Origin of the sequence: Kitasatospora sp. MBT66, assembly GCF_000710405.2 — a bacterium.
In the GTDB taxonomy this organism is placed as follows: Bacteria; Actinomycetota; Actinomycetes; order Streptomycetales; family Streptomycetaceae; genus Kitasatospora; species Kitasatospora purpeofusca.
Genome location: NZ_JAIY01000010.1, coordinates 787,881 through 814,171, shown reverse-complemented (window position 1 = coordinate 814,171; position 26,291 = coordinate 787,881). Strand labels below are relative to the sequence as shown.

Below are 26,291 nucleotides of genomic sequence, written 5' to 3'. Positions count from 1 at the left end.
AGCCGCGTGCGCACGGTGCTACTTGCGGTAGATCGCCTCGACGTCGGCCGCGTAGTCCTTCAGCACGACGTTGCGCTTGAGCTTGAGCGAGGGCGTCAGATGGCCGCTCTCCTCGGAGAAGACGGTGTCGAGCAGCCGGAACTTCTTCACCGCCTCGGCCTGCGAGACCGCCGCGTTGCCGTCGTCCACCGCCTGCTGGAGCGCGGCCAGCAGGTCCGGGTCCTCGCGCAGGTCGGCCACCGTGGCGTCGGCGGGCTTGCCGTTGAGCTGCTTCCAGTTCGGGAAGAAGTCCTCGTCGACGGTGATCAGACAGGCCACGAAGGGCTTGCGGTCGCCGACCACCATGACCTCGCCGACCAGGGCGTGCGCCCGGATCCGGTCCTCGATCACGGCCGGGGCGACGTTCTTGCCACCCGCGGTGACGATGATCTCCTTCTTGCGGCCGGTGATGGTCAGATAGCCCTCGTCGTCCAGCGAGCCGATGTCCCCGGTGGCGATCCAGCCGTCCTTCAGGGTGTCTGCGGTGGCCTGCGGGTTGTTCCAGTAGCCGGTGAAGACGTGCGGCCCCTTGAAGAACACCTCGCCGTCCTCGGCGATCCGGACGGCGGCGCCGGGGACCGGCTGGCCGACCGTGCCGATCTTCGGCTTGTCCCACGGGTTGAAGGCGGTGGCCGCGCAGGTCTCGGTCAGGCCGTAGCCCTCCAGCACGGTGAAGCCGATGCCCCGGTAGAAGTGCCCGAGCCGCTCGCCCAGCGGCGCGCCGCCGGAGATCGCGTGGGTGGCCCGGCCGCCGAGCGCGGCCCGCAGCTTGCTGTAGACCAGCTTGTCGAAGACGGCGTGCTTGAGCTTGAGCAGCAGGCCCGCGCCGCCCGCGTCCAGCGCCCGGCTGTAGGCGATCGCGGTGTCGGCGGCCTTGTCGAAGATCTTGCCCTTGCCGTCCGCCTGCGCCTTGGCCCGGGCGGTGTTGTACACCTTCTCGAAGACCCGGGGCACACCCAGGATCAGGGTCGGCCGGAAGGCGGCCAGTTCGGCGGTGACGTCCCGGATGTCGGAGACGTGGCCGAGCTTGATCGGGGCCATCGCCGGGGCGATCTCGGCGATCCGGGCGAGCACGTGGGCCAGCGGCAGGAACAGCAGGACGGAGCTCTCGCCGGTGCGGAACAGCGGGGCCAGGCGCTCCACCACGTTGCCGCACTCGGCCATGAAGTTGCCGTGGGTCAGCTGACAGCCCTTGGGGCGGCCGGTGGTGCCCGAGGTGTACACGATGGTGGCGATCGCGTCGGCGTCGGCCACCGAGCGGCGCTCGTCGACGGTGGCGTCGGTGACCTCGCGGCCCGACTCCGCCAGCGCGGCGAGCGCCGGGCCCTCGATCTGCCAGGTGTGCCGCAGCTCCGGCAGCCGCTCCCGGACCTCCGCGACCACCGCGGTGTGGGTGTCGGTCTCGGTGAACACCGCGACCGCCCCGGAGTCACCGAGGATCCACTCGACCTGCTCGGCGGAGGAGGTCTCGTACACCGGCACCGTGATCGCGCCGGCGGTCCAGATCGCGAAGTCCAGCAGCGTCCACTCGTACCGGGTGCGGGACATGACGCCCACCCGGTCGCCCGGCTCGACACCGGCGGCGATCAGGCCCTTCGCGGCCGCCCGCACCTCGACCTGGAACTGGGCGGCGGTCAACTCCTGCCACTGGCCGTCCACCTTGCGGCTGAGCACCGCGACATCGGGGTGCCGCTCGGCGTTCTGGTGCACGAGGTCGGAGAGGTTACCGCCGCTCGGTACCTGGTAGAGGGCCGGAAGGCTGAAGTCGAGCAAGACTGCTCCTCGTTCGCGACGCTGCGGGACGGCAGGACGTTACTGCCCGGTAGGCAGCTTCGACCAGGGGGGTCGGCTCCGGTGTTCGAAGTGTCACACCTTGACCCGTCCGACCAGGTCGGGACCGGGTCGTTCGAATGGCACCCTACGGCAGCCCGGAGGTGACCGGCCGGTAGCCGTCGGCCACGGACCGTACGCCCCTGCGGCGGGGCGCACCCGGGCGCTCCGGGGCGTACCGAGGGACCGCCCTGATCGCGGGGCGCGATAGCCTGCTCCGGGCGCACCCGGCCGAGCAGGCTCGGCCGGACCAGCACGGGACGACGCGGAGGGCCATTCCATGGCGGAGCACACCAGGTCGAGCATCACCATCGACGCGACCCCGGCGACGGTCATGGCCGTGATCGCCGACTTCGCCGCCTACCCGGCCTGGACCGGCGAGGTCAAGGAGATCGAGGTCCTGGAGACGGCGGAGGACGGCCGCGCCGCCCAGGTCCGGCTGGTCCTCGACGCCGGCGCGATCCGCGACGAGCACGTCCTCGCCTACACCTGGGACGGCGACCGCGAGTGCGCCTGGACCCTGGTGCGCAGCCAGATGCTCCGCTCGCTCGACGGCTCCTACACCCTGGCCCCGCTCGGCGCCGACCGCACCGAGGTCACCTACCAGCTCGCGGTGGACGTCAAGATCCCGATGCTGGGCATGATCAAGCGCAAGGCCGAGAAGGTCATCATCGACCGGGCCCTGGCCGGCCTGAAGAAGCGGGTCGAGGACACCGCCGCCGGCACGGCGCTCTGAGACCCGGCGGCGCGGAGGAACAGGGGCGGTACGGCATGACGGCGACACGCACCATCCTGGTCAGCGGCGACCCGGCGGCGCCCGAGGTGGCCGCCGCCACCGCCCTGCACGCCGCCCGGCAGGGCCGGCGCACCCTGCTCCTCGCGGCCGACGACCCGCACCGCACCCTGGACGCCGTGCTCGGCGTCCGGCTGGAGGCCGAGCCGGCCGGGTACGCGCCCGGCCTGGCCGTCGCCAGGACCGACGAGCAGGCCGCCTTCCGGCACGCGCTCGACGAGATCGGCGGTCGGCTCAAGCCCGCCCTCGACCTGCTCGGCGCCGACCCGCTCGACCCCGAGGAGCTCACCGCGCTCCCCGGCACCGCCCGGCTCGCCCTGCTCCGGGCGCTGCCCGCGGTAGAGGCCGAGGTCCTGGTGGTGCTCGCCCCGCCGCCCGCCGACCTCATCGCCACCCTCGCCCTGCCCGAGCAGCTGGAGCGCTACCTGGCCCGGCTCGTCCCCGAGCAGCGCCAGGCCGCCCGGGCCCTGCGGCCCCTGCTGGCCGGCCTCGCCGGGGTCCCGATGCCCGCCGACTGGCTGTACGAGACGCGCGCCAAGGCCGCCGGCGCGCTCGCCGAGGCCCGCGCCGCGATCACCGCGCCCGGAACCAGCGTCCGCCTGGTCACCGCCGCCGACACCCACCCCTTCGCCGAACTGCGGCGGATCCGGGCCGGCCTCGCCCTGCACGGCCACCGCCCGGACGCCGTGGTGGTGCACGGGGTGCTGCCCGACGCCGCCACCGACTCGCCCGACCCGTGGCTGGCCGCCCTCGCCGGGCGCCGCCGGGACGAGCTGACCGCGCTCGCCGCCACCCTGGACGGCATCCCGCTGCTCACCACCGGGCCCGCCGAGGCCACCCTGGAGGCCGTCGCCGACCGCCTCTACGGCACCGGGCCCGGCCCGGAGGCGCGGGCCGCCGGGCCGTGGACGGTCGAGGACCGGCGGGCCGCGGACGGCCTGCTGGTCTGGCGCCTGGAACTGCCGGGTGCCGCGCGGGAGGACCTGGACCTGGTCCGGCGCGGGGACGAGCTGGTGGTCGGCCTGGGCGCGCACCGCCGGGTGCTGGCCCTGCCGTCGGCGCTGCGGCGGTGCACGGTCGCCGGCGCGGGGCTGCAGGACGGGGTGCTGGCGATCCGCTTCGCCCCGGACCCGGCTCTCTGGCCCCGATAGTCGCCCGCTCGCCTCCGGGGCGCTTCTGTCCGGCGCCGACGGTCGTTGCTCCCTCGCTCTCCCCCAGCCTCCGGCCGGGGGTACCCCCATCGTCGCTCCCTCGCTCCCCCAGCCTTCGGCCGGGAGGTGCCCCCACCCTTTCGGCACCGGCGCGCCTCTTCGGCTCGGGGCGGGGGTCGCCCGCTCGCCCTCCTTCGTGGGCCTCGGGCGGGGGTCGCCCGCTCGCCTTCCGTGCAGGGGGCCCAACGGGGTCCGGTAGCGTCGGGGCGGGTGGCCGCGGGCGCGGGCACCGTTGTTGAGGAGGCGCGCGCGATGACCACCACCGACCGGAACGAGCCCACCGCCGAGCACCCGTTCGGGCCGGAACTGGGCCCGCTGGTGGACGAGGTGCGCCGGTTCGCCTCCGTCGTCGGCGAGAAGGCCCAGGAGGCGAGCGCCGAGACCCTGCTCTCGCTGGCCGGGCTGGCCGACCGGCTGCGCGAGAAGCAGCCCGAGGTGTACGACCACCTCGCCGCCGCCGGTACCGGCCTGGCCGCCGCCGGGGCCGAGCTGCTGGCCGCCTACCGGGCCGCCGTGGCGGGCCACGAGCACCGCTGGACCGCCGGGGAGCCGACCCGCACCGAACGGGTGGACCTCGACGACGCAGCTGAGGGACCGTCCGCCAAGCAGTGAACCCCTGATCCCCTCCGGGTCACGTCGTGGCTTCACCCTGTGATGCCACCGGTGAAAATGTACGACTTTTGAAGGGGCTCGGGCGGGTTGGGAGCGGATTGTCTTCGGTTAATGTATGCGACGGTGTGTACGGGGGCTTGGTTGGGCGGTACCGTTCCGTCCAGCGGGAACGAGTGAATAGCTGAGGGACACATGGCTCTGACCATCGGCGTCGACGTCGGCGGGACCAAGATCGCGGCAGGCGTGGTCGACGAGGCCGGCGAGATCCTGGCCCGGACCAGGGTGCCCACCCCGGCCGACCCGCAGTGGGCGGTCGACGCCATCGCGCAGGCCGTGCGCGAACTCAAGGAGCAGTACCCCGACGTGACCGCTGCGGGCATCGGAGCCCCCGGCTTCGTCGACCGCGAGCGCTCGACGGTGATCTTCGCCCCCAACATCGACTGGGAGGACGAGCCCCTGCGCGGCCGGGTCGAGGAGCTGACCGGCCTGCCCGCGGTGGTCGAGAACGACGCCAACTGCGCCGCCTGGGCCGAGTACCGCTTCGGCGCCGCGGCCGGTTACAGCGACATGGTGCTGATCACCGTCGGCACCGGCATCGGCGGCGGCCTCGTCCTGGACGGCCGGCTGCACCGCGGCCGGTTCGGCGTGGCCGGCGAGATCGGCCACCTCAACATGGTCCCGGACGGCCTGCCCTGCGGCTGCGGCGGCCGGGGCTGCTGGGAGCAGTACGGCTCCGGCCGCGCCCTGCGCCGGTACGGCCGGGAGCGCGCCGCCGAGGACTCCGTGCGCGGCAAGCGGATGCTGGAGCTCAACGACGGCGTCGCCGAGACCATCCGCGGCATCCACATCACCCAGGCCGCCGAGGAGGGCGACCCGCTCGCCCTGGAGTGCTACGCCGAGCTGGCCGACTGGCTGGGCCGGGGGATGGCCGACCTCGCGGCGCTCTTCGACCCGGCCGTCTTCGTGCTCGGCGGCGGCGTCTCCGACTCCGGCCGGCTGCTGCTCGACCCGGTCGCCAAGGCCTTCGAGCACTACCTGACCGGCGGGGTGCACCGCCCGCGCGCCGAGGTGGTGCTCGCCTCGACCGGTTCGGCCGCCGGCATCGCCGGCGCGGCCGACCTGGCCCGCACGGTCTGACCCGTCCCCCCGCACCGCCGACGGCGGCCCGGTCCCGCGCGGACCGGGCCGCCGTCGTTCCCGCTCCGTCGGGAAGTGTCGCTCCGCCGGGCGGTGTCGCGCCGTCGGCGGCCCCGGCGGTCCGGGCGGTAGCGTCGTCCGGGACGCCCAGGGGAGGACCGCCCATGACCGCCGCACCGGCCGAACTTCCGCCGCCCGCACCGGGCAGGATCCGGCTGCTCAGCTATAACGTCCGCTCCCTGCGGGACGACCGGCAGGCGCTCGCCCGGGTGATCCGGGCCTGCGAGCCGGACCTCGTCTGCGTACAGGAGTCGCCGCGCTACTGGCGCCCCGAGGGGCAGGCCGCCTGGCTCGCCCGGGCGACCGGCACCGTGGTGCTGAGCGGCGGCGGCCGGACCGCGGCCGGGCCGCTGCTGCTCGGCCGCCCCGGCGTCCGGCTGCTGGCCGTCCACGACCGGCTGCTGCCGAAGACCAGGGGGCTGCACGCGCGCGGCTTCGCGACCGCGCTGGTCGAGGTGGCCGACGCGGCGCCGTTCACCGTCACCAGCTGCCACCTCAGCCTGGACGCGGACGAGCGGCTGCGGCAGTTCGGACTGCTCGCCGGACAGCTGCGGTACGCCGGACCCGGCGTGATCGCCGGGGACTTCAACGAGCACCCGGACGGGCCCGGCTGGCGGTCGCTGGCCGAGCGGCTCCAGGACGGCTACACGGTGGCGCCCTGGGGCGGCGAGATGACCTCCGTGCCGGAGAACCCCTACCAGCGGCTCGACGCCGTCTTCGCCACCCCCGACATCGAGGTGCTGTCCTGCGGCGTCCCGCACGGACTGCCCGGCGTCACCGGGGCCGACCTGCTCGCCGCCACCGACCACCTGCCGGTCCTGGCCGTGCTCCGGCTGCCCGCACCGGGACCGGGCGCCGCCGGCCGGTGACACGGCCGCGCGGCGCGGCACACCCGCTCGGGTGCCGCGCCGCGCCGACGTACCGCCGGGGGAGTGCTAAGGGCAGCTGATGACGGTGTCACCCGCCGCCGCGGTGCAACTGTCGGTGCCGGAGCCACCGTTCAGGGTGTCGGTGCCGGGGCCGCCGTTGAGCGAGTCGTTGCCGATGCCACCGGTCAGACGGTCGTTGCCGAGGCCGCCGAGGAGCGTGTCGTTGCCGGACCCGCCGTCGACCGTGTCGTTGCCCGAGCCGGCGTAGACGGTGTCGTTGCCGCCGCCCGCGTTGACCGTGTCGTTGCCGCCGAGGGCGCAGATGACGTCGCTGCCGCCGGTGCCGAACAGGGTCTCGCCGTTGGCGGTACCGATGATCGTGCAGCCGTGGGCGTTGTTGACGCCGGTGTTCGTGGTGGCGGTGTTGTTGGCCGGGACGGGGTCGCTCTGGGTGGCGCCGACGGTGGCGGTGTCGGTGAGGGTGCCGGTGGCCCGGGGCTCGACGGTCACCGTGACGGTGGTGCTCGCGCCCGCCGCGAGGGTGCCGAGAGCGCAGTTGGCGCCGGTGGCGGTGGTGGTGCAGCTGCCCTGGCCCGGCGTGGCCGAGAGCACGGTGCCCGGGCCGGTGAGCGTGTCCGTGAGGGTGACGCCCGTGGCGCTCTGGCCGGTGCCGCGGTTGGTGACCGTCACGGTGTACGACGGGGTGTCGCCGATGCTGGTGGTGCTGGGAGCGCTCCGGGTGACGGCCAGGTCGACACCGGCCGGGGCGTTCACCGTGGTGGTGGCGGTGGCGGTGTTGTTGGCCGGGACGGGGTCGCTCTGGGTGGCGCCGACGGTGGCGGTGTCGGTGAGGCTGCCCGCGCCGCTGGTGCCGACCGTGACGGTGACGGTGGTGCTCGCGCCCGCCGCGAGGGTGCCGAGAGCGCAGTTGGCGCCGGTGGCGGTGGTGGTGCAGCTGCCCTGGCCCGGCGTGGCCGAGAGCACGGTGCCCGGGCCGGTGAGCGAGTCCGTGAGGGTCACCCCGGTGGCGGCCGCGGCGCTGTTGTTGGTGACCGTCACGGTGTACGGGGCCTGGCCGCCGGCGGTGACGGTGGCGGGGCCGGTCTTGGTGACCGAGAGGTCGACCCCGGCCGGCGTGCCGGCCGCGCCGTCGTAGCGGGCGAGGGCCGCGTCACCGTCGCTGAAGCCGGCCGCGAGGATCCGGCCGTCCGCCTGGACGGCGGTGCCCAGCGCCTGGTCGAAGCCCCCGCCGAAGTCGGTGGTGGTCCTGCCGTCGCCGCTGAAGCCGGTGTCGAGGGCGCCGCTCGGGGTGTAGCGGGCGAGCGCGAAGTCACTGGCGCCGCCCGACACCGTGGAGCCGACGGCGACGATCGAGCCGCCGGACTGCACCGCGACGCCGTAGGCGATCTCGCTGCCGCCGAAGTCGGTGGTGACCTTGCCGTCGGTGTCGAAACCGCCGTCGAGGTTGCCGGCGCTGTTGTAGCGGGCCAGCGCGAAATCGCTGCCGGTGTACCCGGCGGCGACGATCTTCCCATCGGGCTGCAGGGCCACCGCGTGGGCGAACTCGACGCCGCCGAACGTCGTGGCGACCTTGCCGTCGCTGCTGAAGCTCGTGTCGAGGGCGCCGCTCGCGGTGTACCGGGCGAGGGCGAAGTCGTAGTTGCCTCCGCCGCTGCCGGTGTACCCGGCGGCGACGATCCTCCCGTCGCTCTGCACCGCCACGGCGCGGGCCGCGTCGGCGCCGCCGTCGAAGTCGGTGGTGACCTTGCCGTCGGAGTCGAAGCCGCTGTCGAGGGTGCCGTCGGCATTGAGCCGGGCCAGCGCGAAGTCACCTCCCGTCAGACCCGCGACGACGATCCGCCCGTCACCCTGCACCGCCGCGCCGAACGCGTCGTCGGCGCCGCCGGTGCCGAAGTCGACGGTCACCTTGCCGCCGGTGCCGAAGCCGGTGTCCAGCGAGCCGTCGGTGTTGTACCGGGCCACCGAGAACCAGCCGACGCCGCCTTCGGGCACCTCGCTGCGCCCGACCGCCACGATCCTGCCGTCGGCCTGGAGGGCGAGGCCGCGGGCCTCGTCCGAGCCGCCGGCGAAGTCCGTCGTCACCTTGCCGCCGGTGCCGAAGCCGGTGTCCAGCGAGCCGTCGGTGTTGTACCGGGCGAGGGCGAAGTCGTCGCCGGCACCCGCGTAGCCGGCCACGACGATCCGGCCGTCCGCCTGGACGACGACACCGCGGGCTTCGTCGCCCCCGCCGCCGAAGTCGGTGGTCGTCCTCCCGCCGGTGCCGAAGGCCGGATCGAGGTCGCCGGGCGCGGCGAGCGCCGCCCCGGGGACCGCCAGTGCGAGCAGCAGGCCGGCGGCCACTGCCGCGCCCAGCCGACCGGATCCCGGCCAGGCGCCGGATCTCGGTCCGGACCCCCGCTCGGGCTTGGATTTGGACGTGGGCAAACGGTCCACTTCGAGTCTCCTCGTCGTCACGCCGACCAATGGTCCGGTGGTCCTCGTGCCGAGGTCCTCGCGGTGGCGGCGTCGCCTCACGGGTGCACCGCGCACCCGCCACCCCGGACCGGCCCCTTCGTGCACGACGGGCACCCGGTCCGGGGCGTCGGCACACAGCTTCGGGTCGCCCCCCGCGACGGCCCGGCAGGGCCGGGCGCCACTGCACCCACTGGCCGCCGAACTCCACCCCGAGGAGTGACCGCGGAACCGGTCCGGCACGCCGACGGCCTCCCGGGCGGTGCCCGGGAGGCCGTGCGACGGACGTCCGGGAGCGGCCCGGGCGAGGGAAGCGGAGGGGTCAGACGACGGCGCCGCCGTGCGGGTCCTCGGGCTCGTCCTCGTCGCGGTCCTTCATCCGGACCACCAGGGTGGCGAAACCGCCGAGGAAGGAGGCCACGCCGACCCAGGCCGGCCAGCCGGAGACCTCGCGCCAGACCACCGCGTCGAAGAGCAGCAGCGCCGGACCGCCGAGCACCGCCAGCCAGGCGAACTTGGCGGTGGTGTCGGCCTCGGGCAGCGGCGGCGGCTCCGGCGGGACGAAGTGGCCCTCGTCGGTCTCCTCGGACAGCTCGAAGTCGCGCGGCCCGGCGGAGCCGGCGGCCGGCATCACCGGACGGCCGGAGCGGGGGCGCGGCTGGGGCGCCAGGTCGGAGAGGTCGCCGGGATCGCCGGGGAGCCGGTCGGCGCCGGGGTCCTTGAAGCCCTTGAGCTCGTTGCGTGCCCGGAGGTTCTCGACCTCGGGCCAGTTGGGGTTGTTGAGGTCCACCGGGTCGTCGAACTGGGCGACCAGCGCGGCGAAGATCTCGTCCTGCTCGGCCTGGCTGCGCTCGGGCGCGCGCCGCGTCCGGGACGGCTCGGCCGCCCCGCCGCCGTCGCCCGCCACCGGGGCGTCACCGGAGCCGGAGCCCGAAGCCGTGCCCGAAGCCGTGCCCGAAGCGGAAACCGGACCCGAGCCGGAAACCGGACCCGAGGCCGTCCCCGAGCCGGACCCGGACGCGCCGGCCGTCGTGGCCTCGCCGCCCGTCGCCGGGGCCGCCGCGCCCCCGGCCGGGCCCCGGCCCGTCTGCTCGCCGTCGGCCCGCCCGGCGCCCGGCCGCGCGCCGCCCGTGGTCGCACCGTCCTCGCGGGGCGCGTCGTCCTCGCCGCCCGCCGTGCTGCTCTCGTGCACTTCCGGCCCTTCAGCCTTGGTGGTGGTCGGATTTCACCGGAGTGACGCCCGCCGCGTGCGCGGGAGCCAACCGTCGGATGAAGTCCTGGGCGGCCGCGAATATTTCCCCCGCGTCGTGGTCCAGCGTCGCGACGTGGTAGCTGCGCTGGCACAGCCGCTCCGTCACATCGGTCGAGGATATCCGGGCCAGCACCAGCTCGGAGTTGGCCGCGGAGACCACGTGGTCCTGCGGGCTGCGGAAGAGCAGCACCGGCTGGGTCACCCGGGGCAGCCGGGCCTGGACGTCCTTCCAGAGCCGGGCCAGCGACCAGGCGGCGTGCAGCGGGGTGCGGTCGTAGGCCAGCTCGTCCGCGCCGGGCCGGGCGATGTCGTTGGCGACGCCGGGCACGCTCGGCACCAGGTGCCGCAGCACCGGCAGAATGACACTCGCGGGGTTGTCCGACCGCACCGACGGGTTGACCAGCACCAGCCCGGCGATCCTCGGCCCGTGCACGGAGGCCAGTCGCAGCGCCAGCCCGCCGCCCATCGACAGCCCGAAGACGAAGACCCGCTCGCACTGCCCGGCCAGCGTGAGCAGTTCCCGCTCGACCTCGGCGTACCAGTCCTCCCAGCGGGTGAGCTGCATGTCCTGCCAGCGGGTGCCGTGGCCCGGCAGCACCGGCAGCCCGACCGTGTACCCGGCCCGGGCCAGGTCCTCGGCCCACGGCCGCAGCGACTGCGGGGAGCCGGTGAACCCGTGGCAGAGCAGGACGCCCACCGGCCCGCCCCGGTGGCGGTACGGTTCGGCGCCGGGCAGCAGCGACATGGCGGGCTCCTTCGCGGGCGAGGACGCTGGAGGGTGGCGCTGGAGGTGGCGCTGGTACGAGCGGTGCGCGCTGGACGTGCGGGAGCGCCCGGGGACCGGCCGGCACCGGAGGCTGCGGAATTCGCATCGTCCCACGTGCCCGCCCGCCCCGTACACCCCCGCCGGGCACCGGGCCGCCCCGCCCCCGGAACACCCCGCCGGGGCGGGGCGGGGCACGGGCGGACACCGAAGGGCATTAGGATCGACCGGTCCGCAATACAGGAGGCCCGGGTTGTTCTACCGACTGATGAAGATGATCGTCGCGCCACTGCTTCGGATCTTCTTCCGGCCGTGGATCGAGGGTGAGGAGAACATCCCCACCGAGGGTGCCGCGATCATCGCGAGCAACCACCTCTCGTTCTCGGACTCCTTCTTCTTCCCCGCGCTGATCAAGCGCCGGGTGACCTTCATCGCCAAGGCGGAGTACTTCACCACGCCGGGCATCAAGGGTCGCCTGACCGCCGCCTTCTTCAAGGGCGTCGGCCAGCTCCCGGTCGACCGCTCGGGCGTGCGCGGCGCCGGCGAGGCGGCGATCCGCTCGGCGATCGCCGTGCTGGACCGGGGCGAGCTGTTCGGCGTCTACCCGGAGGGCACCCGCTCGCCCGACGGCAAGCTCTACCGGGGCAAGGTCGGCGGCCTGGCCCGCGTCGCCCTGGCCACCGGCGCGCCGGTCATCCCGGTCGCGATGATCGACACCGAGAAGGTGCAGCCGCCCGGCCAGGTGATCCCGAACTTCGGCACCCGCCCGGGCATCCGGATCGGCCGCCCGCTGGACTTCTCCCGCTACCACGGCATGGAGAACGACCGCTTCATCCTCCGTTCGGTGACGGACGAGGTGATGTACGAGATCATGCGGCTGTCCGGCCAGGAGTACGTGGACATCTACGCGACCGCCGCCAAGCGGCAGCTGGCCGACGACAAGAAGAAGGCCGACGCCGAGCGCAAGGCCGTGCAGAAGGCCGAGCAGGCCGCCGCCAAGGCCGAGAAGGCCGAGGCGGAGAAGCTGGAGAAGGCCGAGCTGGAGAAGGCCGAGGCGGAGAAGGCCCAGCAGAAGAAGGCCGCGCAGGAGCAGCAGAAGGACACCGGGCCGGCCTGAGTCGGGGCGGACCCGGCGCCGGGGGAGGGCGACAGGGATGACGGACGGCGGCAGAGCCGGGGCGGCGCGCCCGGGCACGGTCGGCGCGGCGGTGGCGGCGGGCGGCATGTCCGTCGAACTGCCGCTCTGGCGGGCGATCTCCTCGTTCCGGGTGCTGGCCCTGGGCTACGCGCTGCTCCGCTACTTCGACTCCTACCTGGAGTTCCTGCACCCCGTCGCGGGCTGGATCTACCTCGGCGCGCTGACCCTCTGGACGCTCGCCTCCACCCGGGCCTTCTCCGGTCCGCAGCGCTGCACCTGGTACGTGCTCGCCACCGATCTCACGCTCGTCGTCACCGGCATCGTGATGAGCGGCATGGTCGACGAGCCCTCCCGGATCAGCCACGGCGCGCCGACCCTGCCCACCATCTGGGCGGCCGGCACCGTGCTCGGCTTCGCCGGCCGGGGCGGCTGGCGGTGGGCGGCGGCGGCCGGCTCGGTGATCGGGGTGGCCAACATCCTCGGCCACGGCGGCGCGACCGGCGACAACCTCCACAACATCGTGCTGCTCATGGTGGCCGGCTGCGCGATCGGCTATGTGATCGAACTGGCCCGGGCCAGTGAGGCGACGCTCACCCGGGCGCTCCAGGTCGAGGCGGCCACCCGGGAGCGGGAGCGGCTCTCCCGGGACATCCACGACGGGGTGCTGCAGGTGCTCGCGCTGGTCCAGCGCCGGGGTACCGAGCCCCCGGCCGGCGGGGCCGACCTCACCGAGCTGGGGCGGCTGGCCGGCGAGCAGGAACGCGCCCTGCGCGCGCTGATGAGCGGCGGACCGCTGCCCGAGCAGCGCGCGCCGGAGCAGCCGCAGGACCTCCGGGCCCTGCTCGCCCCGTACACCGACGAGCGGGTGACCGTCTCGGCCCCCGGCACCCCGGTGCTGCTGCCCGGGCGGACCGCCGGTGAGCTGGCCGCCGCCGTCGGCGCCGCGGTGGACAATGTGCGCCGGCACGCCGGGCCCGGGGCACGGGCCTGGATCCTGGTCGAGGACGAGCCGGAGGCCGTCACCGTCTCGGTCCGCGACGACGGTCCGGGCTTCGCGCCCGGGCGGCTCGGCGAGGCGGAGCGGGCCGGGCGGCTCGGCGTCTCCCAGTCGATCCGGGGCCGGCTGCTGGACCTCGGCGGCACCGCGGAGCTGTACTCGGCGCCCGGGGAGGGCGTCGAGGTGGAGCTCAGGGTCCCGCGCACCTCGTCCGGCGCCCCGGCCGGCCTCCTGTGACACCTCCCGCGAAAGGGTTCCGCGCATGACCACCGACCTGTCGACCGATCAGCAGGCGGCCGCCGCCCGTCCGGTGCGGGTGATGGTGGTGGACGACCACCCGATGTGGCGCGACGCCGTCTCCCGGGACCTCGCCGAGGCCGGGCTGGACGTGGTGGCCACCGCCGGGGACGGTGAGGAGGCCGTCCGCCGGGCCCGCGCCTGCTCCCCGCAGGTCGTGGTGCTCGACCTCAACCTGCCCGGCCTTTCCGGCGCCGAGGTCTGCCGCCAGGTGGTCGGGCACGACCCGTCGGTGCGGGTCCTGGTGCTGTCCGCGAGCGGCGAGCACGCGGACGTGCTGGAGGCGGTGAAGTCGGGTGCGACCGGCTACCTGGTCAAGTCGGCCGGGCGGGAGGAACTGCTCGACGCGGTGCGCCGCACCGCCGTCGGCGACGCGGTGTTCACCCCCGGCCTGGCCGGGCTGGTGCTCGGCGAGTTCCGCCGGCTGGCGGCCGAGCCGCCCGTCCCGGCCGCGCCGGTCGTCCCGCAGCTGACGGCCCGGGAGACCGAGGTGCTGCGGATGGTCGCCAAGGGGCTGTCGTACAAGCAGATCGCCGATCGGCTGGTGCTCTCCCACCGCACGGTGCAGAACCACGTCCAGAACACCCTGGGCAAGCTCCAGCTGCACAACCGGGTCGAGCTGGTCAGGTACGCGATCGAGCAGGGGCTGGACGACGCGGTGTGACGCCCGGGCGGGGTGTGCGGACAGACCACCCCGCCCGGGCGTCACCGGAATCGGCCCGGTGACGGCGGCTCAGCGCGGGACGCCGGCCACCGCTCCGCGCAGCAGCCCGGCGACGATCTCCACGCCGTCCCTGGTGAGCACCGACTCGGGGTGGAACTGCAGCCCGGCGAAGCCCGGCCCGCGCAGCGCGTGCACGTCCCCGGTCAGCGGGTCCCGGGCCACCTCGACGCCGGCGGCGGCCAGCCGGGCGGCGTCGGCGTCGGTGCAGCGCGCCGTGAAGGTGTTGTAGAAGCCGACGGTCCGCTGCTCGCCGAAGAGGTCCACGCTCTCCTGCGCGCCCTGGTACGGCACCGCCTTGCGGACCAGCGGCAGCCCGAGCGCGCCGGACAGCAGCTGGTGGCTGAGGCAGACGGCGAGCAGCGGGGCGGTGCGCCGGCCGGCCCGGACGGCGGCCAGCGCGTCGGTGACGATCGGGCGCAGTACGGCCATCTTGGGGTCGTCGGTGGCGGCCGGGTCGCCCGGGCCGGGGCCGAGCACCAGCGCGCCGGGGTGGGCGGCGACCCGCTCGCGCAGGCCCGGCTCGTCGAACCGGGCCACGGTGACCCGGTGGCCGAGCGAGGTCAGCAGGTGGCCGAGCATCGCGGTGAAGGTGTCCTCGCCGTCGACGACGAGGGTCTCCAGCTCCTCGGTGATCCGGGCCGGCTGCTGCATCCGCAGCCAGAACGGGGCGAGGCCGGCCCGGCGGGCGTCCAGCGCGGCCTGGACGCGGTGGTGGTCGGCGAGTCGCGGGCTGTTCCGGCCGGCCGTCCGGGCGGGCGCCGGGCGGGCGCCGATCGCGGTGAGCACCCCGGCGGCCTTGGCGTGGGTCTCGGCGACCTCGCCGTCCGGGTCGGAGTGGCGGACGAGGGTGGCGCCGACCCGGACGGCGAGCCGGCCGGTGGCCGGGTCGATGTCGGCGGTGCGGATGCAGATCGGGGAGTCCAGCAGCTGGCCGCCGCTGGCCGAGCGGCCGATCAGGGCGAGCGCGCCGGAGTAGTAGCCGCGGCCGCCGCGCTCGTACCGCTTGATCACCCGGGTGGCGTTCTGCACCGGGCTGCCGGTGACGGTGGCGGCGAACATGGTCTCCTTCAGCACCTCGCGGACGTCCAGCGAGGTGCGGCCGCGCAGCTCGTACTCGGTGTGCGCGAGGTGGGACATCTCCTTGAGCCGGGGGCCGAGCACCTGGCCGCCGAGGTCGCCGACGGTGCACATCATCTTGAGTTCCTCGTCGACCACCATGGTCAGCTCCTCCAACTCCTTGGGGTCGTGGAGGAAGGAGATCAGCGAGTCCAGGTCGGAGCCGGCCGCGGGATAGCGGTAGGTGCCGGAGATCGGGTTCATCACGACCGTCCCGCCGCTCTGCCGGACGTGCACCTCGGGGGAGGCGCCGACGAGCACCCGGTCGCCGGTGTGCACCAGGAAGGTCCAGTAGGCGCCGCGCTCCTGGTCCAGCAGCCGCCGGAACAGGGTGAGGGCGAGCGCGGGCGAGAAGTCCTCGAGCGTCGCGGTGAAGTCGCGGCGGATGACGAAGTTGGCGCCCTCGCCGCGGCCGATCTCGTCCTCGATCACCCGGCGGACGATCTCCGCGTACTCGGCGTCGTCGATGTCGAAGCCGCCGTCGGTCAGGGCGACCGGGAGCTGCGGCAGCGCGGCCGTGACCTCGGCCAGCGGCAGGGCGTACTGCTCGGTGACGGAGAGAGCCTGCAGCGGGGTGTCGTCGTCGTGCGCCTCGAAGCCGCGCTCGCGGATCTGCCGGTAGGGGACCAGTGCCAGCAGGTCGTGCACGGGGCCGTCGGCGGGGACGCCGTGGCGGACCGGCAGGTCGGCCAGCCGGTCGTGGCTGCCGACGGTGCCGAGCAGGATCTCGACGGTGTCCGGGGCGGTGCGGGGCGTGCGGCGGTGCAGCAGGGCGAAGGCCGGCGCGTCGGCGGCGGTGAGGCGGGCGAGCAGGTCGGCGGCACTGGTCACGGTGGCGGCGTTCCTTCCGGGATGGCTTCTGCGGCGGGGTGGGGTTTCCGCTCCGGGAGGCTGCCGACCGGCTGGTGGAACGCCGACGGCCGCCCCGGGGGGCGGCCGTCGTGTGCGTCTAGGAACGCGCTGACTGTGGGCCACCCGGAGGGTCGGCCCACCACCAGGATCGGGTGTGCGGCGTGTTCACGGGACCGAGCCTAGCGGATCCCCGGACGGCCGTGAGGCCCGTCACCCGATTGTCCGCAAGGTGTCTCATCCCTCGGGCGGTGGTCACAATTCGGTTGCCGCACCCCGTAGCCTTGACCGCGTGACCGTGACGAATCCCCACACCTGGCAAACCCTGCCCGCGGCGCAGCAGCCCGAATGGCCGGACCAAGAGGCTCTGCGCAAGACCCTTGCGGACCTCGCCTCGTATCCGCCGCTCGTCTTCGCCGGCGAGTGCGACCAGCTGCGCGCCCGACTCGGAGCCGTGGCCCGTGGAGAGGCGTTCCTGCTGCAGGGCGGCGACTGCGCCGAGGCCTTCGACGGCGTCTCGGCGGAGCACATCCGCAACAAGCTCAAGACCCTGCTGCAGATGGCGGCCGTGCTCACCTACGCGGCCTCCGTGCCGGTGGTGAAGGTCGGCCGGATCGCTGGCCAGTACTCCAAGCCGCGCTCGAAGTCGACCGAGACCCGCGACGGCGTGACCCTGCCGGTCTACCGGGGCGACTCGGTGAACGGCTTCGAGTTCACCCCCGAGTCCCGGATCCCGGACCCGGAGCGGCTGAAGCGGATGTACAACGCGTCCGCCGCGACGCTCAACCTGGTGCGCGCCTTCACCACCGGTGGCTACGCGGACCTGCGCCAGGTGCACGCCTGGAACCAGGACTTCGTGCGCAACTCGCCGGCCGGTCAGCGCTACGAGCAGCTGGCCCGCGAGATCGACAACGCGCTGGCGTTCATGAACGCCTGCGGTGTCGCGCCGGAGGAGTTCCGGACGGTCGAGTTCTTCTCGTCCCACGAGGCGCTGGTCCTGGACTACGAGACCGCGCTGACCCGCGTGGACTCGCGCACCGGCGAGCTGTACGACGTCTCCGGCCACATGGTGTGGATCGGCGAGCGCACCCGTCAGCTGGACCACGCGCACATCGAGTTCGCCTCGAAGATCCGCAACCCGATCGGTGTGAAGCTCGGCCCGACCACCACGGTCGACGAGGCGCTCACCCTGATCGAGAAGCTGGACCCGGAGCGCGAGCCCGGCCGGCTCACCTTCATCACCCGGATGGGCGCGGGCAAGGTCCGCGACGCCCTGCCGACCCTGGTGGAGAAGGTCACCGCCTCGGGCGCGCAGCCGGTCTGGATCTGCGACCCGATGCACGGCAACACCTTCGAGGCGTCCAGCGGTCACAAGACCCGCCGCTTCGACGACGTGCTCGACGAGGTCAAGGGCTTCTTCGAGGTGCACCGGGCGCTCGGCACCCACCCGGGCGGCATCCACGTGGAGCTGACCGGCGACGATGTCACCGAGTGCGTCGGCGGCGGCGACGAGGTGCTGGTCGACGACCTGCACCAGCGCTACGAGACGGCCTGCGACCCGCGGCTCAACCGCAGCCAGTCGCTGGACCTGGCCTTCCTGGTCGCCGAGATGTACCGCGGCACCGTCTGAGAACGGCCCGAATGTGAGCGAAGCCTCTCCGGCCTGGGGTTTTCCCCGGCCGGAGAGGCTTTTGCGTGCCCGGATCGACGGGTAAGGTGAGGCTTAGTGAACTAAGGCAAGCCTTAGTCAAGATCCACTCGCTCAGCCCCCGGGAGAGACCGCGATGTACGTGTGCATGTGCCATGCGGTCACCGAGGACCAGGTGAAGCGGGCGATAGACGCGGGGGCCGACACCCCGCGCCGGATCGCCAAGGGCTGCAAGGCCGGCACCGACTGCGGATCCTGCGTCCGGCGCATCCAGGCCCTGCTCGGCGAGCACGGCGCCCGGCCCTGCCCGACCGCTCGGCTGGCCGCCAAGCTGGGTCTGGCCGATCCGGGTGCCGACTCCGAGGACTCCGAGCCGGTCCCGGCACCGGTACCCGTGGCAGCACTGCGCGTCGCCTGAGCCCCGGCCCGCGGGCCACGGCGCCCGGCCCCGGTCAGGACTCCGGCTGCTCGATCAGCTGCGCGAGGTAGAGCGCCTCCCCGAGCTTCTCCAGCAGTTCGAGCTGGGTGTCGAGGTAGTCGATGTGGTGCTCCTCGTCCTCCAGGATCGATTCGAAGATGTTCGCCGAAGTGACGTCGTTCTTGGCGCGCATCACCACGATCCCGCGCTTGAGCCGGTCGATCGCCTCGACCTCGACCTGCCGGTCCGCCTCGAACATCTCCTTGACCGTCTGGCCGATCCGGACGTGGAACAGCCGCTGGTAGTTGGGCAGGCCGTCGAGGAAGAGGATCCGGTCGGTGAGCACCTCGGCGTGCTTCATCTCGTCGAAGGACTCGTGCCGGGTGTACTTGGCGAGCTTCGTCCAGCCGAAGTTCTCCTGCATCTTGGCGTGCAGGAAGTACTGATTGATCGCGGTCAGCTCGGCGGTGAGCTGTTCGTTCAGGAACTCGATGACTTCGGTGTCGCCCTTCATGGCGCTGCCTTCCTGCTGCTCTGCGTGCGGGCTGCTGTGGGAGCTGGACGGGGCCGTTACCCTCCGGCTGCACGCATCCTGGCACCGGGGCGGGAAGAAATTCCAGTAAGTTCACACTCACTAGGACATGTGTCGGAATATCCGATTTGCCGGGTCTTGAGCCGTACGAGCGGGGCGTGCGAGGCGGTCAAGGGGCGCGCGCGGCCCGCCGCCCGCCGTCTGTCACCATGGATCCATGGGTCAGTCCGAACAAGAACCGTCGTCGCCGTCTGACCCCCGGCTCCCGCCGGGCCAGCGGGTCCAACGCGGCTGGCCCGCCCTGCACTACGGACCGGTGCCCCGGTTCAAGCCCCTGACCTGGGACCTCCAGGTGTTCGGTGCGACCGCCTCGGCCGAGAAGCACAGCTGGGACTTCGAGGGCTTCAACGCCCTGCCCCGCACCACCGTCCGGGCCGATCTGCACTGCGTCACCCGCTTCTCGGTGCTCGACAGCGACTGGACCGGGGTGTCCGCCGCACTGCTGCTCGACCTGGTACCCCCGGACCGGGATGTCACTCACGTCATGGTCTGGGCCGAGTACGGCTACAGCGCCAATCTGCGGCTCGCCGACTTCGCCGCCCCCGACACCCTGCTCGCCACCCACCGCAACGGCGAGACGATCACCGCCGAGCACGGCTTCCCGGTCCGACTGGTCGTCCCCCGGCTGTACGCCTGGAAGGGGCCCAAATGGGTCCGGGCGGTCGAGTACATGCGGGCCGACCGGCGCGGCTTCTGGGAGGAGCGCGGCTACCACAACCGGGCCGACCCGTGGCGCGAGCAGCGCTACTCCCACCAGGAGGAGCCGGGCGACGGCCCGCTCCGGTAGGGCGCGGGGCGCGCGCTCCCGGGCCGGGGCGGCTCCCGGAGGGGGAGACCGGGGCGGCTCCTAGAAGAACGGGAAGGTGACCGTCACCACGGTGCGCTGCGGCTTGCGCTCGCCGGCCGCCGGGGACTGACCGGTCACCTTGCCGGTGCCGAACAGGTTGACCCCGTTGCTCTGCATCGCGAACCCGGCCGCCTGGAGCGCCTTCTCCGCGGCCTCCTTGCTCATCCCGGTCACGTCCGGGACCGCCACCATGCCCTTGCTCACCACCAGCGCCACCGGAGTGTTCTCCGCCACCTGCTCCCCGGCGGCGGGCGAGCTGCTGATCACCGAGCCCTCCGGCACGGTGTCGCTGAACGTCGAGGTCACCGTGCCGGCCGCCAGCTGCACCCCGGCCAGCGCCGGGGCCGCCTGCGCGGACGGCTTGCCGACCAGGTCCGGCACGGCGATCCGCTTCGGCCCGCGCGAGACGGTCAGCGTCACGGTGTCGCTCTTCCGGGACCGGGTGCCGACCCCGGGGTCGGCCGCGACCACCTGGCCGGCCGGGACGGACTCGCTGTACACCTCGGTGATCCGCCCGTGCATGCCGGCGGCGTCGAGGATCCGCTCCGCCTCGGCCCGGTCCTTGCCGAGCACGCCCGGCACCGTGCCGTACACCGCGCCCGAGATCGCGTACGTCGCCCCGCCGACCAGCAGCACCAGGGCGGTGAGCACGGCCGCCCAGACCAGCGGCTTGCGCGGCAGCCGCCGGCGGGAGGACCCGGACCGCCGGGCCGAGCCGGACCGGCGGCCGCGGGGCGTCCGGTCCGGCGGCGGCTCGTCGTACGGGCGGGGTTCGGTGAGCAGCTGCTCCATGACGTCCGGCGGCACGTCCAGCACGCTGGTGCGCTCGACCGGGGCCGCCGGGGCCACCGGGGTGAGCACCGAGGTCGCCTCGCCGGTCGGGTACCGGGGGCTGGGGCGGGTGGAGGCGGGCGGCTCGGCGTCCAGCTGGGCAGGCGTGAGCCCGCGGCGGACCCGCTGGAGCGCGGCGAGCAGTTCCACCGCGTCGTACGGGCGGAGGTCGCGGTCGCGGGCGCAGGCCCCGGCCACTATCGCGTCCAGTTCGGGCACCACGCCGGGCACGGTCGCGGACGGCGGCGGGACGTCCTCGTGCAGATGGCGGTACATCACCTGGACCGGGTTCTCGCCGGTGTGCGGCCGGGTGCCGGTGAGCATCTCGTACAGCAGGATGCCGGCCGCGTAGACGTCCACCCGCCGGTCGGTCTCGGCGCCGGGGTGGATCTGTTCGGGCGCCAGGTAGGAGACGGTGCCGAGCACGGTGTCGGTGGTCGAGGTGCTGGAGGAGGCCGCGCCGTCGGCGGCGTTCAGCACCCGGACCAGGCCGAAGTCGGCGACCTTGACCAGGCCGTCGTCGTTGATCAGGACGTTCTCGGGCTTGACGTCGCGGTGCACCAGCCCGGCCCGGTGGGCGGCGCCGAGCGCGGCGAGCACCGGCTCCAGGATGTCCAGCGCGGCCCGGACGGAGAGCGCGCCGCGGTCGTTCAGCAGGTCGCGCAGGGTGCGGCCGGGAACGTACTCCATGGCGAGGAAGACATGGCCGCCGTCCGCGCCCTGGTCGAAGACATTGACCACGTTGGGGTGGGCGAGCCGGGCGACGGCCTTGGCCTCACGGATGAAGCGGGCGGTGAACGCGGCGTCCCCGGCCAGCGAGGGGTGCATCACCTTGAGCGCGACGACCCGGTCGAGCCGGGTGTCGGTGCCCCGGTACACGGTGGACATCCCACCGGCGGCGATCCGCCGCTCGACCCGGTACCGGCCGTCGAGCAGGGTACCGATCAGGGGGTCGCGCAAAGCCATGTCCACCCGGCGAGTCTAGGCCGTCGGGATCGGAGGGCCCCCGGAGACACCGCTCCGGGGGCCGCTCTGTGCCCGCTTCGTGACACCGGACGGACGTCGGACTCTCCTCAGAACGCGGGACGCTCACGGGTGTCGAGGTCGGCGCGGCCGGCCATCGCGGAGGAGGCCTCGGCGTGGAAGCGGCGCGGGATCCGGCCGGCCCGGTACGCGAGCCGGCCGGCCTCGGCGGCGTGCCGCATCGCGTCGGCCATCAGCACCGGGTCCTGGGCCCGGGTGACCGCGGAGGCCAGCATCACCGCGGCGCAGCCCAGCTCCATCGCCAGCGCGACGTCCGAGGCGGTGCCGGCGCCGGCGTCCAGGACCACCGGGACCCCGGCGCCCTCCACGATCAACTGGAAGTTGTGCGGGTTGCGGATGCCGAGTCCGGAGCCGATCGGCGAGCCCAGCGGCATGATCGCCGCGCAGCCGACGTCCTCCAGCTTGCGGGCCAGCACCGGGTCGTCGTTGGTGTACGGCAGCACCGTGAAGCCGTCGTCGACCAGGGTCTCGGCGGCGTCCAGCAGCTCGATCGGGTCCGGCAGCAGGGTCCGCTCGTCGGCGATCACCTCGAGCTTCACCCAGTCGGTGCCGAGCGCCTCGCGGGCCAGCCGGGCGGTCAGCACGGCCTCGCCGGCGGTGAAGCAGCCCGCCGTGTTGGGCAGCACCCGGATGCCGTTGCGGGTCAGGACGTCGAGCACCGAGCCCTGGGTGGCGGCGTCGACCCGGCGCATCGCCACCGTGGTCAGCTGGGTGCCGGACGCCTGGAGGGCCTGCTCCAGGATCTCCAGGCTGGGGGCGCCGCCGGTGCCCATGATCAGCCGGGAGGAGAAGGACTCCCCGGCGATGGCGAGAAGGTCGTCGGCCATCGGTCAGCCTCCCTGGACGGCGGTGAGGATTTCGATCCGGTCACCCGCGGACAGCGCGGTGAGCGGCCACCGGGTGCGCGGCACCACGGTCTCGTTGAGGGCGGCGGCGACCCCGGAGTGGGCCTCGCTGAGGGTCGCGACGACCTCGGCCAGGGTGGTCGAGGCGGGCACCTCGCGCGGCTCGCCGTTGACGCTCAGCCGGACGTTCGGGGGGGTGTCGCTGGTGCGGGGGCTCATGCCGGGACCTTCGTGAATCGGTGGGGGGAGAACGGGCGGGCGAGCTCCGGCAGGTCGCCGGTGGCCAGGTACTCGGCGAGGAGGTCGCCGGTGACGGGCGTCAGCAGCACGCCGTTGCGGTAGTGGCCGGTGGCGGCGACCAGGCCGGGCAGGGCGGTCGGGCCGAGTAGCGGCGCGTTGTCCGGCGAGCCGGGCCGCAGTCCGGCGCCGGTCTCCACCAGCGGCAGCTCGGTGATGCCGGGCACCAGCTCGTGCGCGTCGCGCAGCAGCTCGTAGACGCCGCCGGCGGTGACCGTGGTGTCGTGGCCCTGCTCCTCGGTGGTCGCGCCGATCACCAGCTCGCCGTCGGCACGCGGCACCAGGTAGATGTGGCCGCCGCGGACGACGGCGCGGACGTTGCGGGACAGGAACGGCCGGTAGGCCTCCGGCACCCGCAGCCGCAGCACCTGGCCCTTGACCGGGCGGATCGCGGGCAGCACGCCGGGCGGCAGGCCGGCCAGCAGGTGGCTGCGCGAGCCGGCCGCGAGCACGACCTGCCCGGCGCCGAGGACCGTGCCGTCGGCGAGCCGGACGCCGGTGGCCCGGTCGCCCTCGACCAGCAGTTCGGCGGCCTCGGCGCGGCGCAGCACCGCGCCGGCCCGTTCGCAGGCCCGGACCAGGGCGGCGGCCAGCCGGCGGCCGTCCACCTGGTGGTCGTCGGTGACGTGCAGTCCGCCGCGCACGCCGGGGGCGAGCATCGGCTCCAGCCGGCGGGCCTCGCGGCCGGTGAGCCACTGCGAGTCCAGGCCGAGCCGCCGGTGGAAGGCGTGCAGTTCGCGCAGTTCCTCGCGGTCGTCGGAGTCCAGGGCGACGGCGAGGGTGCCGCACTGCCGGTAGCCGGTGTCCAGGCCGCCGCTCGCCTCGGTCAGGTCGGCGGCGAAGGCCGCCCAGCGCTCGTTGGAGGCCATGCCGAGGTGGAGCAGGGGCTCCTCGCCGTACTGGAGTTCGGTGACCGGGGCGAGCATGCCGGCCGCGACCTGGGCGGCGCCGCCGCCGGGGGCCGGGTCGAGCACGGTGACCCCGAGGCCCCGCCGGGCCGCCTGCCAGGCGACCACGAGCCCGATGATCCCGCCGCCGACCACCAGCACCTCGGCGCGGTCGCCCGATGCCAAGCGTGTCAAAGTCGCTGCTCTCCCTTCGCCGGTATGACCCGGATCAGGTTCGGACGGTCGCGGGCCGTGCCAGCCCGCCTCTCAGCCCGGTCCGCCGGGCTCCCGTGATGGTGCCCCCACCTTAACTCCGGGGGGTCCGGCCGCTGAAGGTGCCCGTGAGGGCCCCGGCCCGGAGGCGGTCCTAGGTCCGAGGGCCTGCGACCGGGCTCAGTACAGTGACGGGCGTGGCTGAGCTGAGCGGTACGGGACAGACGGATCGGGTGGTCGTGGTCGGCGCCGGGCTGGCCGGGGCGCAGTGCGCCGCGGTGCTGCGGCGGGACGGCTGGGAGGGGCGGATCACGCTGGTCGGCGAGGAGCCGCACGCGCCCTACGACCGGCCGCCGCTCTCCAAGGACGTCCTGCTCGGCAAGACCGACAGCACCGCGCTCGACCTCGACTTCGGGCAGCTCGACGTCGAACTGCTCACCGGCCGCCGCGCCACCGGGCTCACCCCGGGCGGCCCCGGCGCGGCCGGCACGCTGCACACCGACGCCGGGGACGTCCGGTACGACGCGCTGCTGATCGCCACCGGCTCCGAACCGCGGGTCCTGCCCGGAGCGGAGCGGGCCCACCTGCTGCACACCCTGGACGACGCGCTGGCGCTGCGCGCCCTGCTCCGCCCCGGCCTGCGCCTGGTGCTGGTCGGGGCGGGCTGGATCGGTGCCGAGGTGGCCACCGCCGCCCGGGCGGCCGGCTGCGAGGTGACCGTGGTCGAGGCCGGTCCGGCGCCCGTCCCCGGCGCGCTGCCCACCGAGGTCGGCCGGGCGATGGCCGCCTGGTACGCCGAGGCCGGGATCGGGCTGCGCTGCGGCACCGGGGTGGCCGCCGTCGAACCGGGCGCGGTGCTGCTCGCCGACGGCTCGCGGCTGCCCGCGGACGAGGTCGTGGTCGGCATCGGCGCCCGCCCGGCCACCGGCTGGCTGGCCGGCACCGGCGTCGCGCTGGACGCGGCCGGCGCCGTCCTGGTGGACGAGCGGCTGCGCGCCACCGTGCCGGGCGTGCTCGCGGCCGGCGACTGCGTCGGCTACCCCTCGGCGCGCTCCGGCGCCCGGCTGACCGTCCAGCACTGGGATCACGCGCTGCAGTCCGGCGAGGCCGCCGCCGCCACCCTGCTCGGCACGGACGCGCCGCCGTACGACCCGGTGCAGTACTTCTGGTCGGAGCAGTTCGGGCGGATGGTGCAGTACGCCGGGCGGCACGGCGCGGAGGACGAGCTGCTCTGGCGCGGCTCGCCGGACGACGCCGACTGGTCGGTGCTGTGGCTGCGCGACGGCGTGCTGCGGGCGCTGCTCGCGGTGGACCGGCCGCGCGACCTGACCCAGGGCCGCCGGCTGGTCGAGCGCGGCGCCGTACTGGACCGGGCCCGGGCGGCCGACCCGGCCGTTCCGCTGAAGTCGGCGCTCGCCGGGTAGCCGCGGGGCGGCCGCCGGGAGGGCGATTGGTGCGCGGGGGGCTGCGGAGGTGGCAGTCTGGGGGGGTGAGTGAGATCGAAGCCAAGATTGAATCCCTGGTCCCCGCGTGGCTCTACCTGCCGGACATCTCCGAGCGGTGGGGTGTGGTGATCACCGAGGTCCGCAACATGGTCAAGAAGGGTGAGCTGATCGCCGTCCGCCGCGGCCCCAACAAGTCGCTGCAGGTCCCGGCGGCCTTCATCGACGAGACCGGCCTGGTGAAGCACCTGCTCGGCACGCTGACGGTGCTGCGCGACAGCGGCTTCAACGACGACGAGATCCTGGTGTGGATGTTCACCGAGGACCCGTCGCTGCCCGGCACCCCGATGCAGGCGCTCTGCGAGAACCGGGCCACCGAGGTCAAGCGCCGGGCCCAGGCGATGGCGTGGTGACGGACCGGCGCGACCGGCTCGCCGACGCCCGGCTGTACCTGTGCACCGACGCCCGGCGCGAGCAGGGCGACCTGGCGGAGTTCCTGGACGCCGCGCTGGCCGGCGGCGTGGACATCGTCCAGCTCCGGGACAAGGGCCTGGAGGCCAAGCAGGAGCTGGCCGCGCTGGAGGTCTTCGCCGACGCCTGCCGCCGGCACGGCAAGCTGCTCGCGGTCAACGACCGGGCCGATGTCGCCCACGCGGCCGGCCCCGACGTGCTGCACCTCGGGCAGGACGACCTGCCGGTGCCGGCCGCCCGCGCGATCCTCGGCGAGGACGTGCTGATCGGGCGCTCCTGCCACGCCGAGTCGGAGGTGGACGCGGCGGCCGTCGAGCCCGGCGTCGACTACTTCTGCACCGGTCCGGTCTGGCCGACCCCGACCAAGCCGGGCCGCTTCGCGCCGGGACTCGGCCTGGTCGAGTACGCGGCGAAGCTGTCCACCGGGCGGCCGTGGTTCGCGATCGGCGGGATCGACCTCGGCAACCTGGACGAGGTGCTGGCCGCCGGGGCCCACCGGGTGGTGGTCGTCCGGGCCATCACCGCGGCCGAGGACCCGGGCGCGGCGGCCGCCGAGTTCGCCCGGCGGCTGCGCGCCGTCTGACCCCGGGGCCCGTG

At 74.3% G+C, this 26,291-nt stretch carries 24 protein-coding genes and 1 riboswitch; of the genes, 14 read left to right on the top strand and 10 right to left on the bottom strand.

Annotated features, from left to right (window positions below; genetic code table 11):
- Positions 1 to 18: 18 nt before the first annotated feature.
- Complete coding sequence (locus BI06_RS28320; protein WP_030391493.1) at positions 19 to 1,812, bottom strand: long-chain fatty acid--CoA ligase; 1,794 nt, start codon at positions 1,810 to 1,812, stop codon at positions 19 to 21.
- 337 nt (positions 1,813 to 2,149) lie between these two features.
- On the opposite strand from BI06_RS28320, the gene BI06_RS28315 reads away from it, so the two are divergent.
- The 5 genes from BI06_RS28315 to BI06_RS28295 all read left to right on the top strand — a co-directional run bounded on the left by BI06_RS28315 (position 2,150) and on the right by BI06_RS28295 (position 6,551).
- Positions 2,150 to 2,605 carry an SRPBCC family protein gene (locus BI06_RS28315; RefSeq protein ID WP_030391492.1) on the top strand — a complete coding sequence of 152 codons (456 nt, stop codon included), beginning with the start codon at positions 2,150 to 2,152 and terminating at the stop codon, positions 2,603 to 2,605.
- 35 nt (positions 2,606 to 2,640) lie between these two features.
- The gene (locus tag BI06_RS28310) at positions 2,641 to 3,813 is read left to right on the top strand and encodes an ArsA family ATPase (protein WP_043472399.1); all 1,173 of its coding nucleotides are present in this window, start codon (positions 2,641 to 2,643) and stop codon (positions 3,811 to 3,813) included.
- 312 nt (positions 3,814 to 4,125) lie between these two features.
- Entirely contained in the window at positions 4,126 to 4,485 is a 360-nt protein-coding gene (locus BI06_RS28305) for a DUF5304 family protein (RefSeq protein ID WP_051742016.1), read from the top strand.
- A gap of 192 nt (positions 4,486 to 4,677) precedes the next feature.
- A complete protein-coding gene (locus BI06_RS28300) occupies positions 4,678 to 5,622 on the top strand; it encodes an ROK family glucokinase (RefSeq protein ID WP_030391489.1) in 945 nt (314 codons plus the stop codon).
- 164 nt (positions 5,623 to 5,786) lie between these two features.
- A complete protein-coding gene (locus BI06_RS28295; RefSeq protein WP_051742013.1) occupies positions 5,787 to 6,551 on the top strand; it encodes an endonuclease/exonuclease/phosphatase family protein in 765 nt (254 codons plus the stop codon).
- A 66-nt stretch (positions 6,552 to 6,617) separates the two neighbouring features.
- Here BI06_RS28295 and BI06_RS28290 read toward each other — a convergent pair whose 3' ends face one another.
- The 3 genes from BI06_RS28290 to BI06_RS28280 form a co-directional block, all read right to left on the bottom strand.
- A complete protein-coding gene (locus BI06_RS28290) occupies positions 6,618 to 8,912 on the bottom strand; it encodes a DUF11 domain-containing protein (RefSeq protein ID WP_051742011.1) in 2,295 nt (764 codons plus the stop codon).
- A gap of 433 nt (positions 8,913 to 9,345) precedes the next feature.
- Positions 9,346 to 10,215: a hypothetical protein gene (locus BI06_RS53875; protein WP_051742009.1), complete on the bottom strand. Its 870-nt coding sequence runs from the start codon at positions 10,213 to 10,215 to the stop codon at positions 9,346 to 9,348.
- A gap of 10 nt (positions 10,216 to 10,225) precedes the next feature.
- The gene (locus tag BI06_RS28280; protein ID WP_037778630.1) at positions 10,226 to 11,020 is read right to left on the bottom strand and encodes a carboxylesterase; all 795 of its coding nucleotides are present in this window, start codon (positions 11,018 to 11,020) and stop codon (positions 10,226 to 10,228) included.
- Between the two features lie 286 nt (positions 11,021 to 11,306).
- Here BI06_RS28280 and BI06_RS28275 point away from each other — a divergent pair, with 286 nt between their 5' ends.
- From BI06_RS28275 to BI06_RS28265, 3 genes are read left to right on the top strand one after another with little or no spacing between them, the layout of a single operon-like run.
- Positions 11,307 to 12,155: a 1-acyl-sn-glycerol-3-phosphate acyltransferase gene (locus BI06_RS28275; RefSeq protein ID WP_043473288.1), complete on the top strand. Its 849-nt coding sequence runs from the start codon at positions 11,307 to 11,309 to the stop codon at positions 12,153 to 12,155.
- Positions 12,156 to 12,192: 37 nt separating this feature from the next.
- Positions 12,193 to 13,410, top strand: a complete 1,218-nt coding sequence (gene macS, locus BI06_RS28270) for a MacS family sensor histidine kinase (protein WP_369826237.1) — start codon at positions 12,193 to 12,195, stop codon at positions 13,408 to 13,410.
- Between the two features lie 25 nt (positions 13,411 to 13,435).
- Complete coding sequence (locus tag BI06_RS28265) at positions 13,436 to 14,134, top strand: response regulator transcription factor (protein WP_043472397.1); 699 nt, start codon at positions 13,436 to 13,438, stop codon at positions 14,132 to 14,134.
- Between the two features lie 69 nt (positions 14,135 to 14,203).
- Here BI06_RS28265 and BI06_RS28260 read toward each other — a convergent pair whose 3' ends face one another.
- The gene (locus tag BI06_RS28260; RefSeq protein ID WP_043472395.1) at positions 14,204 to 16,141 is read right to left on the bottom strand and encodes an anthranilate synthase family protein; all 1,938 of its coding nucleotides are present in this window, start codon (positions 16,139 to 16,141) and stop codon (positions 14,204 to 14,206) included.
- Between the two features lie 310 nt (positions 16,142 to 16,451).
- On the opposite strand from BI06_RS28260, the gene BI06_RS28255 reads away from it, so the two are divergent.
- Together BI06_RS28255 and BI06_RS28250 are read left to right on the top strand one after the other, a co-directional pair.
- Positions 16,452 to 17,789 carry a class II 3-deoxy-7-phosphoheptulonate synthase gene (locus tag BI06_RS28255; protein WP_030391480.1) on the top strand — a complete coding sequence of 446 codons (1,338 nt, stop codon included), beginning with the start codon at positions 16,452 to 16,454 and terminating at the stop codon, positions 17,787 to 17,789.
- A 154-nt stretch (positions 17,790 to 17,943) separates the two neighbouring features.
- Positions 17,944 to 18,225, top strand: a complete 282-nt coding sequence (locus BI06_RS28250; protein WP_051742008.1) for a bacterioferritin-associated ferredoxin — start codon at positions 17,944 to 17,946, stop codon at positions 18,223 to 18,225.
- Between the two features lie 34 nt (positions 18,226 to 18,259).
- Here BI06_RS28250 and bfr read toward each other — a convergent pair whose 3' ends face one another.
- A complete protein-coding gene (bfr, locus tag BI06_RS28245) occupies positions 18,260 to 18,739 on the bottom strand; it encodes a bacterioferritin (RefSeq protein WP_030391478.1) in 480 nt (159 codons plus the stop codon).
- 235 nt (positions 18,740 to 18,974) lie between these two features.
- Between bfr and BI06_RS28240 the strand changes: the two genes are divergently transcribed.
- The gene (locus BI06_RS28240) at positions 18,975 to 19,604 is read left to right on the top strand and encodes a sulfite oxidase-like oxidoreductase (RefSeq protein WP_043472393.1); all 630 of its coding nucleotides are present in this window, start codon (positions 18,975 to 18,977) and stop codon (positions 19,602 to 19,604) included.
- Positions 19,605 to 19,664: 60 nt separating this feature from the next.
- Here the strand turns inward: BI06_RS28240 and pknB are convergent, their stop codons facing one another.
- From pknB to thiO, 4 genes are all read right to left on the bottom strand, one after another.
- Positions 19,665 to 21,461 (bottom strand): Stk1 family PASTA domain-containing Ser/Thr kinase, encoded by a 1,797-nt coding sequence (gene pknB, locus BI06_RS28235; protein ID WP_082558719.1) that lies wholly within the window; start codon positions 21,459 to 21,461, stop codon positions 19,665 to 19,667.
- A 107-nt stretch (positions 21,462 to 21,568) separates the two neighbouring features.
- Positions 21,569 to 22,366, bottom strand: a complete 798-nt coding sequence (locus BI06_RS28230; RefSeq protein WP_043472391.1) for a thiazole synthase — start codon at positions 22,364 to 22,366, stop codon at positions 21,569 to 21,571.
- Between the two features lie 3 nt (positions 22,367 to 22,369).
- The gene (gene thiS, locus BI06_RS28225; protein ID WP_030391474.1) at positions 22,370 to 22,603 is read right to left on the bottom strand and encodes a sulfur carrier protein ThiS; all 234 of its coding nucleotides are present in this window, start codon (positions 22,601 to 22,603) and stop codon (positions 22,370 to 22,372) included.
- Positions 22,600 to 23,763, bottom strand: a complete 1,164-nt coding sequence (gene thiO, locus BI06_RS28220) for a glycine oxidase ThiO (RefSeq protein WP_030391473.1) — start codon at positions 23,761 to 23,763, stop codon at positions 22,600 to 22,602. Before thiO ends, thiS begins: the two co-directional genes overlap by 4 nt.
- A riboswitch (TPP riboswitch) is annotated at positions 23,758 to 23,870 on the bottom strand. It overlaps the preceding gene by 6 nt.
- Before the next feature lie 108 nt (positions 23,871 to 23,978).
- Between thiO and BI06_RS28215 the strand changes: the two genes are divergently transcribed.
- From BI06_RS28215 to thiE, 3 genes are all read left to right on the top strand, one after another.
- Complete coding sequence (locus BI06_RS28215) at positions 23,979 to 25,205, top strand: FAD-dependent oxidoreductase (protein WP_051742003.1); 1,227 nt, start codon at positions 23,979 to 23,981, stop codon at positions 25,203 to 25,205.
- A gap of 65 nt (positions 25,206 to 25,270) precedes the next feature.
- Positions 25,271 to 25,636, top strand: coding sequence for an Rv2175c family DNA-binding protein (locus tag BI06_RS28210; RefSeq protein WP_030391471.1), 366 nt, complete (start codon positions 25,271 to 25,273; stop codon positions 25,634 to 25,636).
- Positions 25,630 to 26,277 (top strand): thiamine phosphate synthase, encoded by a 648-nt coding sequence (thiE, locus tag BI06_RS28205; RefSeq protein ID WP_030391470.1) that lies wholly within the window; start codon positions 25,630 to 25,632, stop codon positions 26,275 to 26,277. The genes BI06_RS28210 and thiE overlap by 7 nt, the downstream gene beginning before the upstream one ends.
- Positions 26,278 to 26,291 lie beyond the last annotated feature (14 nt).

Excerpts from the sequence above, each read along its gene's own strand:
- BI06_RS28230 (WP_043472391.1), bottom strand. The coding sequence starts at position 22,366 with ATGGCCGACGACCTTCTCGCCATCGCCGGGGAGTCCTTCTCCTCCCGG.
- BI06_RS28300 (WP_030391489.1), top strand. The coding sequence starts at position 4,678 with ATGGCTCTGACCATCGGCGTCGACGTCGGCGGGACCAAGATCGCGGCA.
- pknB (WP_082558719.1), bottom strand. The coding sequence starts at position 21,461 with ATGGCTTTGCGCGACCCCCTGATCGGTACCCTGCTCGACGGCCGGTAC.
- BI06_RS28305 (WP_051742016.1), top strand. The coding sequence starts at position 4,126 with ATGACCACCACCGACCGGAACGAGCCCACCGCCGAGCACCCGTTCGGG.
- BI06_RS28250 (WP_051742008.1), top strand. The coding sequence starts at position 17,944 with ATGTACGTGTGCATGTGCCATGCGGTCACCGAGGACCAGGTGAAGCGG.
- bfr (WP_030391478.1), bottom strand. The coding sequence starts at position 18,739 with ATGAAGGGCGACACCGAAGTCATCGAGTTCCTGAACGAACAGCTCACC.
- BI06_RS28275 (WP_043473288.1), top strand. The coding sequence starts at position 11,307 with ATGAAGATGATCGTCGCGCCACTGCTTCGGATCTTCTTCCGGCCGTGG.
- macS (WP_369826237.1), top strand. The coding sequence starts at position 12,193 with ATGACGGACGGCGGCAGAGCCGGGGCGGCGCGCCCGGGCACGGTCGGC.
- BI06_RS28240 (WP_043472393.1), top strand. The coding sequence starts at position 18,975 with ATGGGTCAGTCCGAACAAGAACCGTCGTCGCCGTCTGACCCCCGGCTC.
- BI06_RS28265 (WP_043472397.1), top strand. The coding sequence starts at position 13,436 with ATGACCACCGACCTGTCGACCGATCAGCAGGCGGCCGCCGCCCGTCCG.
- BI06_RS28310 (WP_043472399.1), top strand. The coding sequence starts at position 2,641 with ATGACGGCGACACGCACCATCCTGGTCAGCGGCGACCCGGCGGCGCCC.
- BI06_RS28315 (WP_030391492.1), top strand. The coding sequence starts at position 2,150 with ATGGCGGAGCACACCAGGTCGAGCATCACCATCGACGCGACCCCGGCG.
- BI06_RS28295 (WP_051742013.1), top strand. The coding sequence starts at position 5,787 with ATGACCGCCGCACCGGCCGAACTTCCGCCGCCCGCACCGGGCAGGATC.
- BI06_RS28280 (WP_037778630.1), bottom strand. The coding sequence starts at position 11,020 with ATGTCGCTGCTGCCCGGCGCCGAACCGTACCGCCACCGGGGCGGGCCG.
- thiS (WP_030391474.1), bottom strand. The coding sequence starts at position 22,603 with ATGAGCCCCCGCACCAGCGACACCCCCCCGAACGTCCGGCTGAGCGTC.